Origin of the sequence: Campylobacter concisus, from assembly GCF_015229965.1 — a bacterium.
In the GTDB taxonomy this organism is placed as follows: domain Bacteria; phylum Campylobacterota; class Campylobacteria; order Campylobacterales; family Campylobacteraceae; genus Campylobacter_A; species Campylobacter_A concisus_BD.
Map to the genome: position 1 here is coordinate 20404 of NZ_JAAKZB010000023.1, position 7238 is coordinate 27641.

At 33.7% G+C, this 7238-nt stretch carries 5 protein-coding genes; 4 read left to right on the forward strand and 1 reads right to left on the reverse strand.

Features of this window, described 5'->3' with window-relative positions; all coding sequences use genetic code 11:
* Nucleotides 1–228: 228 nt before the first annotated feature.
* The 4 genes from G6W43_RS08935 (at nucleotide 229) to G6W43_RS08950 (ending at nucleotide 4675) form a co-directional block, all read left to right on the forward strand.
* Nucleotides 229–2370, forward strand: a complete 2142-nt coding sequence (locus G6W43_RS08935; RefSeq protein WP_194169629.1) for a site-specific integrase — start codon at nucleotides 229–231, stop codon at nucleotides 2368–2370.
* 134 nt (nucleotides 2371–2504) lie between these two features.
* Complete coding sequence (locus G6W43_RS08940) at nucleotides 2505–3701, forward strand: ATP-binding protein (protein ID WP_194169630.1); 1197 nt, start codon at nucleotides 2505–2507, stop codon at nucleotides 3699–3701.
* A 426-nt stretch (nucleotides 3702–4127) separates the two neighbouring features.
* Complete coding sequence (locus G6W43_RS08945; protein ID WP_021089902.1) at nucleotides 4128–4394, forward strand: type II toxin-antitoxin system RelE/ParE family toxin; 267 nt, start codon at nucleotides 4128–4130, stop codon at nucleotides 4392–4394.
* Complete coding sequence (locus tag G6W43_RS08950; protein WP_021089884.1) at nucleotides 4391–4675, forward strand: helix-turn-helix domain-containing protein; 285 nt, start codon at nucleotides 4391–4393, stop codon at nucleotides 4673–4675. Before G6W43_RS08945 ends, G6W43_RS08950 begins: the two co-directional genes overlap by 4 nt.
* A gap of 193 nt (nucleotides 4676–4868) precedes the next feature.
* Here the strand turns inward: G6W43_RS08950 and G6W43_RS08955 are convergent, their stop codons facing one another.
* Nucleotides 4869–6902, reverse strand: coding sequence for an AAA family ATPase (locus G6W43_RS08955; protein ID WP_021089910.1), 2034 nt, complete (start codon nucleotides 6900–6902; stop codon nucleotides 4869–4871).
* Between the last annotated feature and the right edge of the window lie 336 nt (nucleotides 6903–7238).

The window sequence follows — 7238 nt, forward strand, 5'->3', positions numbered from 1 at the left end:
CCATACTTTTAGGAAATTTTAAAGAAAGGGAAACTGCAAAAAGGGCAGTTAAAGTATCGATAAGTAGGACATCTATGGTGTCACGGGGGAGACTTGAACTCCCGACCTCCGGCTTATGAGGGTTTAAAAATAAACCTTATTGAAGCACCAAAAAGACGGCACACAGCCAGTTTCACACCAAGTATCTGCTACATTTTGCTACAAAGTTATATTGCATAGGTAACAAAGATGCAATATCTAGTCAAACGAAATGGCATATACTACTTTAGAGTAGCTATTCCTCTATATTTGAGGCCTTATTTTGGTAATAAAACCGAATACATAACCTCCTTCCTCACAAAACGCTTTGATACAGCAAAAAATCGTGCTAAGATCTACTCTATAATTTTTAACGCGATCAAAAAGGCATGGAAGATGAATTTGAGCAGCGAACTTATAGAGCACTTGGTGCTTATGCTTTTAAAAGCCAAGGAGGCCAAAAGTATCAAAGAGCATGATATGCTTGGCAGATATATAAATTTAGATGGACTACTATCACTAAATTTGTTTTTAAAACAGAGTTTAAAAGAAGATAGCTTGCCCAGCACCATATCAAAAGAGGTTGATGATATCTGCAAAAAGCTATCTTGCGCCGATCCTCAGACCAAAAAGCTTCTTGGCAAAAGAGTGCTTGAGGCAACGATAGATAACATAAATCACATATCATATAAGATGTGCAAAAACCAAAAGCTACTAAATGATAAGCAACAAGCATTTGTGCCACTTGGTAAAAAACATAAGAGCACAAATTTAGATAATGGCACCAAAGAAGAGATAGCAAAAGGTGTTAAAGAGGCTAACATAGATAGCTATCAAGACGACATAGAGACTTTAAAAAAGCAGAATTTGGTGCTACCTTTTACTAAAAAATCTCTAAAACACTCTATTTGTGATCTAAGAGATGCTATAAATGAGCTAGCTAAACAAAAGGGAGCACTCACACAAAACGATATCCTAAGAATATTTGGTTGTGAGTTATCACCAGATGGAGACAACGAGCTAAGTGATGATCTAAAATTTGGGTATGGAAATTTAAATGATCCTACCTTTGGTGGTCAGGTGAAGCTATATAAGGCAGATAAATATGAAGATAAAGGCATAGTTTTAAGTGATATTGAGGCTAAAGATCTTGCGATAGATGATACAAGTGATGCTAGTAACATGACTTTTAATGAAGCTATAAATTTCTTTCAAAAGCTCTTCTCAAATAGAGCTAAAAGCTTTATATCGCAGCTAGACTCAACTGCTAAAAACGAAAGCAAAGCTGACATGCTCACGCTAAAGAGCGCATTTGAAAACTATGTATCAAACACAAGCATTTCAAACAACTGGAGTGATAGCACATTTGGTCTTGTTAGACATGTAGGACGGCTAATGTCTATGAATTTTGGTGATGAACTAGATATCAAAAAGATAAAAAGAGATGACTTGCTAAATTTTAGAAATGTCTTGCTGCAACTACCAACCAAACTCTCTCAAAATAGTCTCTATAAAGATAAGAGCATAGATGAGATCATAGCTTTAGCAAAAGATAGACCAAAAATTTCTAAATCAACCATTAAGAAGTATATTGTTAGAGTTAGTGAGTTTTTTAAATACTGCTACGATAGCGACTATATAGATAAGAACCCAGCGGTGGATCTACAAATAGATTTAAACCAAGATGACGTTACAAATAAAAATCCTTATGAAGATAGTGACGTAAACGCACTTTTGGATATTGTTAGTAAGATTAGATCAAGTGGTGATACCAAAAGTCAAAGAATTAGCAAAGATGAGCTATTTTTCGTTACTCATATAGCAGCTTATTCTGGCATGAGACTAAATGAGATAATACAGCTAAACACAGATGATATAGTTGAAAAATATAACATAGTATGCTTTAGTTTAAATACAAAAATAGATGTAAAAACTGGTAAGAGCAAGACTTTAAAGACTAGAAACTCTGCAAGGATTGTTCCTATACACTCTAAGTTAAGTAGAATTGGGCTGTTTGAATTTATAGAGAGTAAAAAGAAGCTAGCTAGGAAATGTGGTAAAGCAGTTAGGCTATTTAGCTGTGATAATAAAGACTTCTCTGAATATTTTAGAAAAAAGATCAATACTAAAGTTATAAAAGATGGTGATAAAACAAGAACATTTCACTCATTTAGGCACACTTTTATAAACAAGCTCATCCAAAGTGGCCAAAGGGTTGAGCATATAGCTGCCCTGGTAGGACATGAACAACAATATAAAATCACTATGAATACTTATGGGGAGCCAGTAACTCCTAAAATTCTAAAGGATCTAGTTGAAGAGGTAAAATTTAATCAAGGAGGGGAAGGGTGAGTACTTTTTATTGTAAATGTATATAGCCATTTACAATAAAGAAGCGTTTAGGCTTTTAAGATCAACTATATTTGTAGTCTATTACATACCCTTTTATGATATAATTGTATTACATTACATAATAAAGGGATAATATGCTAGATCAACTTTTTTTAAAGAGCAATGACCTTATAAGGTTAAACAACCATAAATTTAAAAGATACTTTATAGACTCCAAGGACTTATCTCATAGACTTATCGTTATCCTGGGACAAAGAGGAATAGGTAAAACAACTACACTAGCTCAGCTAGCTAGTAAAAACAAAGATAGTCTTTACCTAAGCTTAGATGATATAGAGATATCAAACGATATAACCTCGATTATAAGAGAGTTTGTATTAAATGGCGGAAAAAATCTATATCTGGATGAAATTCATAAGAGTAAGGATATATCTGCTGTATTAAAATTTGCCTATGATAATTTTAAAGATCTAAACATAGTAGCTACAGGCTCGTCTGCTCTTGAAGTGCTAAAAAGCTCCCATGATCTAAGTAGAAGAGCGATAGTATATAAGATGAGTGGAATGAGTTTTAGGGAGTATCTAGGGCTAAGGTATGGTATAAATTTAGAAGCTATTGAGCTTGAAAATTTACTTGCAAACCATCAGGAAATAGCTGTTAATATCAATAACGTCTTAAAGCAAAAAGATCTAGCAGTTATTAAACTTTTTAGAGAATATCTAAAGGCGGGTTACTACCCATACTATAATGATATGCCAAATGATACTGCCTTTTATCAGACTCTAAGACAAAGTATAGAAGCTACGATAGATAGCGATCTTTTAAGCATATATCCAAATTTAAACGGCAATACGGCAAGAAAGCTAAAGATCTTAACTCATGCTATAAGCACGAACGTCCCATATCAGCCAAACTACTCAAGCCTAAAATCGCTTGTTGATATAAGGGATGATAGGACGCTAAAAGAGTATCTTGCTATGCTTGATAGCGCTGGGCTAATAAGGCTTTTAATGAAAAACGAACTAGCTATAAAAAATATGGATAAGGCGGATAAAATTTACCTTGAAAATACAAATTTAATGTATATAAGCAGCCCCGATATAGGAAATGTGAGAGAGACGTTTTTTGCCAATCAGCTTGGAAATATTACTGAAATTTACTCAGGCAAAGCCGGAGATTTTATAGTAGGCGAATTTGTCTTTGAAATAGGTGGAGCCAAAAAAGGCTTTGAGCAGATTAAGGATATGCCAAATTCTTTTATAGCAGCAGATGATATTGAAGTAGGTGTCGGCAATAAGATACCATTGTGGCTGTTTGGGTTTTTGTATTAGAGTTTATGCTTGAGCAAGATAAGCCAAATAGAACAAGAGTTGCCTAAAGGGCGGGGATTATATCTTTTTAGAATATATAACACAAAATCTGAAATAGTGTCTAAAATTTCAAAAGATTTGAAAAAATGATTTAACGAAGAAAAATCGGTATTAGTTTTTTAAAATAAAAATTATTCTAGCTAGTAATTGTGATATTAAACCTAACAAAGAACGCTGTAAGCACTTACGATGAGTCAATAACTCTAAAAAATTCTAAAGGATCTAGTTGAAGAGGTAAAATTTGATCAAGGAGGGAAAGGGTGAGTGTTCTTAAAAAGTTATCATATTTGACAATAAGTTATCAAAAATGATAATATAGCCGGCATGAAAGAGTAATTATGGAAAATCACATTTTATGATAAGAGCGTTGAATACGAGACACTGTCTTTGCCAGATACTATTTTGGCTAATTTACTTCGCATACTTGAAATGGCTAGGGAGGTTGGACCAAATTTAGGCAGACCTCATAGCGCACCTCTTGGCGATGGACTATTTGAGTTTAGGGCAAAAGGCAAAGAAGGTATCGCAAGAAGTGTCTTTGTAAATGTCATAAATAGAGAAATAGTGATTTTGCATACGCTCATTAAAAAATCAGATGCTATCCCTAAAAAAGATATGAAGATCATCATACAAAGAGCAAAGGAGATAAGATGAGACCAACTTTTGAGGAGTTTAAAGAAAAAGCTCTAAAAAGAAGCGAGGTAAAAAAAGAATACGATAAACTTGAAGTTGAATTTGATTTAAAGTTAAAGCTTATTAAGATCAGAAAAGCGGCAAATCTGACTCAAGAAGAGATAGCTAGCAGAATGAATACTAGTAAAAGCAACATCTCAAGACTAGAGAGCCTAAACTCTAAAATTTCCCCAACAATCTCTACTTTAAATGCCTATGCAAATGCTGCGGGATATAGGCTGGATGTAAATTTTGTGCAATAGTTTTTAAGATTTCACTATATATTCTTTAGCTTGTCTTAAATTGATCAATAGAGAATAAAAAGCAAAATTCATAACCAGCTCACTATTTGCTTACATATGATATCATCTATTAAAAAGCTATCTTCTATTCCATCTGGGCAAGGATACTTTTTGTCTGATAAGTCAGACAAAAATACCTCGTTAGGGATAGTCCCTAAAACCCTATCTTCATACTCTTTTCTTCATTTTTTAGTGCGACTTCAAGCTCAAGTCTATGGCAAAAGTCGTCGCTATTTTTTATAGGTCTAAATTTAGCTTGTCTTCTCACGCTAGCAAAGTCTCCTGGCGCTAGCAAGCCCAAATTTGAAACCTTTTTCGCTGTGTTTTCGTCAAATTTGACCTTTAGCAAGGCGCACTCTTTTTTAAACAAATTTCGCGCTTGCTCTGGCAGCAAGTAGCCAAACTCAAGCTTTAGATCAAATCTTCTAAGACAGGCTTTATCAAGATTATCTATCAAATTTGTCGTGGCGATAAAGATGCCATCAAAGCTCTCCATTTGCACAAGCATCTCATTTACTAGAGTTATCTCCCAGTTATGAGACACACTACTTCTATCTTGCAAAAAGCTATCTACTTCATCAAAAACTAACACTGCCTTTTTATCTTTGGCTTCTTTAAAAGCCTCCGCTATATTTTGTTCGTTTCCTCCGACCCACATAGACAAAAGATCGCTACCTTTTTTGATGATGATAGGCTTTCTTAGGCTTTTGGCGATAAATTTAGCATAGGCACTTTTGCCAGTTCCTGGCACACCGTAAAGGCAGATCCTGGCACTTTTGCTTGCTTTTATACCTAGCATTAGCTCATTTAGATCACAGTCCGTGTTTACAAAATTTGGATCGTAGCTACTTGGCAGATCATCTTTTGTTTTTACTTTTTTCTTTTTCACATCTTTTTTTATCTCACCATAGCCTTGTGCTTTTAGAGTGTTGTTTATTACTCGCTCAAAGGCTTTATTTTTGTCCTTTGTGTTTAAATTTGAAACGACAGCACTCGCGTTGCTGATGAGTGCTGGAGCTATAAATTGATTTTTAGCTAGCTTTTTTATGAGCTTATCATCTATCAAATTTTCGCTATATTGTTTTATGATCTTTGTTCGCACATTTTCAGTTGGTATACCTACCTCTATAGCTAGGTTAAACCTTCTAATGACGGCGTCATCCATATCATAAATATTATTTGTTATCCAGATGGTAGGCAACTCGTTAGTCTCGAGAGATCTGTTTATAAAGGCTTTGCCGTATTGTCTTTTTTCGTCGTTATTTGTGTTAAATATATCTTCTGCTTCATCATACATCAGCAAATTTGATCCAGCAGATAATACATTTTGTGCAAGGCAATACGATCTTAGTCTTTGATACTCATTTGCATATCCATCTCCGTCATCATAAGCTACTTCATAAAGCTTCAAATTTAGTTCACTAGCTATCACTTTACTAAGCTCAGTTTTACCAGTTCCTGCTGAGCCATATAGGAGCACATTTACTCCTTTTTGCTTTTTGCTAACGGCACTTTTTAGAAACGAGAGCAAAATTTTCACATCTTCTTTTATGTGTGGGTAGTTTTTTGTATTTAAATTTGTCTTGCTACATGGCTTTACCGCACTTTCAAATATCTCATCCATGCTTTCGCATTTAACAAACAAATCACCCATAAAGTTATTGTTTATGACATCGATTTTATATTTTAGATTATGCGTATTAGTGTCTAGTCTTATTATCGAAGTCTTGGCAAAGACTCCATCTTTTCTAAAGGCCTTTTGAATATCGCCAAAGTTTAAATTTAGTATCTTTGAGATGGCTTTTATGGCTTGTATATTGTTTAGATCTCCTAGTAAACTGCAAGCATTAGATATCACTTCGTAGTTGTACATGATCGCGACAAATCTCAAAATATCTCTCTCGGTACTATTTAGACCTAAATTTTCTTGAAGTAAATTTAAGTTGTGTTCAAGGTCTTTTAGCTCGCATGAAATTCGACTTTTTTCAAGAATTTCAAGTCTGTTTTTAAGATTTTGGATCTCTTCTTCTTTGGGCTCTTTTGACTCGATACCCAAAAACTCTAAAACATCGTCATATCTGCTTCTTAACAACTCTCTTTCTCCTCCGAGATCAAAAATAGCACGAAGCGTCCAAAGTGTCGTAAGCTCATATATCTCACTATCTACGTAAAAATTCTCTTTTTCCACGACAAGCTCCTTTTTGCTTTTATTTGGAACTATTTTACTCGGCATAAAAGACATTTTTATGTCCATAATTATAAAAATTTGAGGAATTTGCTAAAAATAAAAATATCTACCCATAAAACTATTTTTTACTGGCAACTTATAGGAAGACTAACATACTTTATTGATAATAATTTATTACTCACTTTAATTTTTCTATAGATGATTATTATGTTTTGTTTAATCTATATTTAAATAAAATGGCTTAACAAATTTTTAATTTTAGTATAAAACAAGACATCAAAAGTCCAAAAAAATAGGTAATAATTACATTATATATTTTATTAGACTACGTAATTT

Bases quoted from the DNA above. Each gene is read 5' to 3' on its own strand.
- G6W43_RS08935 (WP_194169629.1), top strand. From the start codon at position 229: ATGCAATATCTAGTCAAACGAAATGGCATATACTACTTTAGAGTAGCT.
- G6W43_RS08940 (WP_194169630.1), top strand. From the start codon at position 2,505: ATGCTAGATCAACTTTTTTTAAAGAGCAATGACCTTATAAGGTTAAAC.
- G6W43_RS08950 (WP_021089884.1), top strand. From the start codon at position 4,391: ATGAGACCAACTTTTGAGGAGTTTAAAGAAAAAGCTCTAAAAAGAAGC.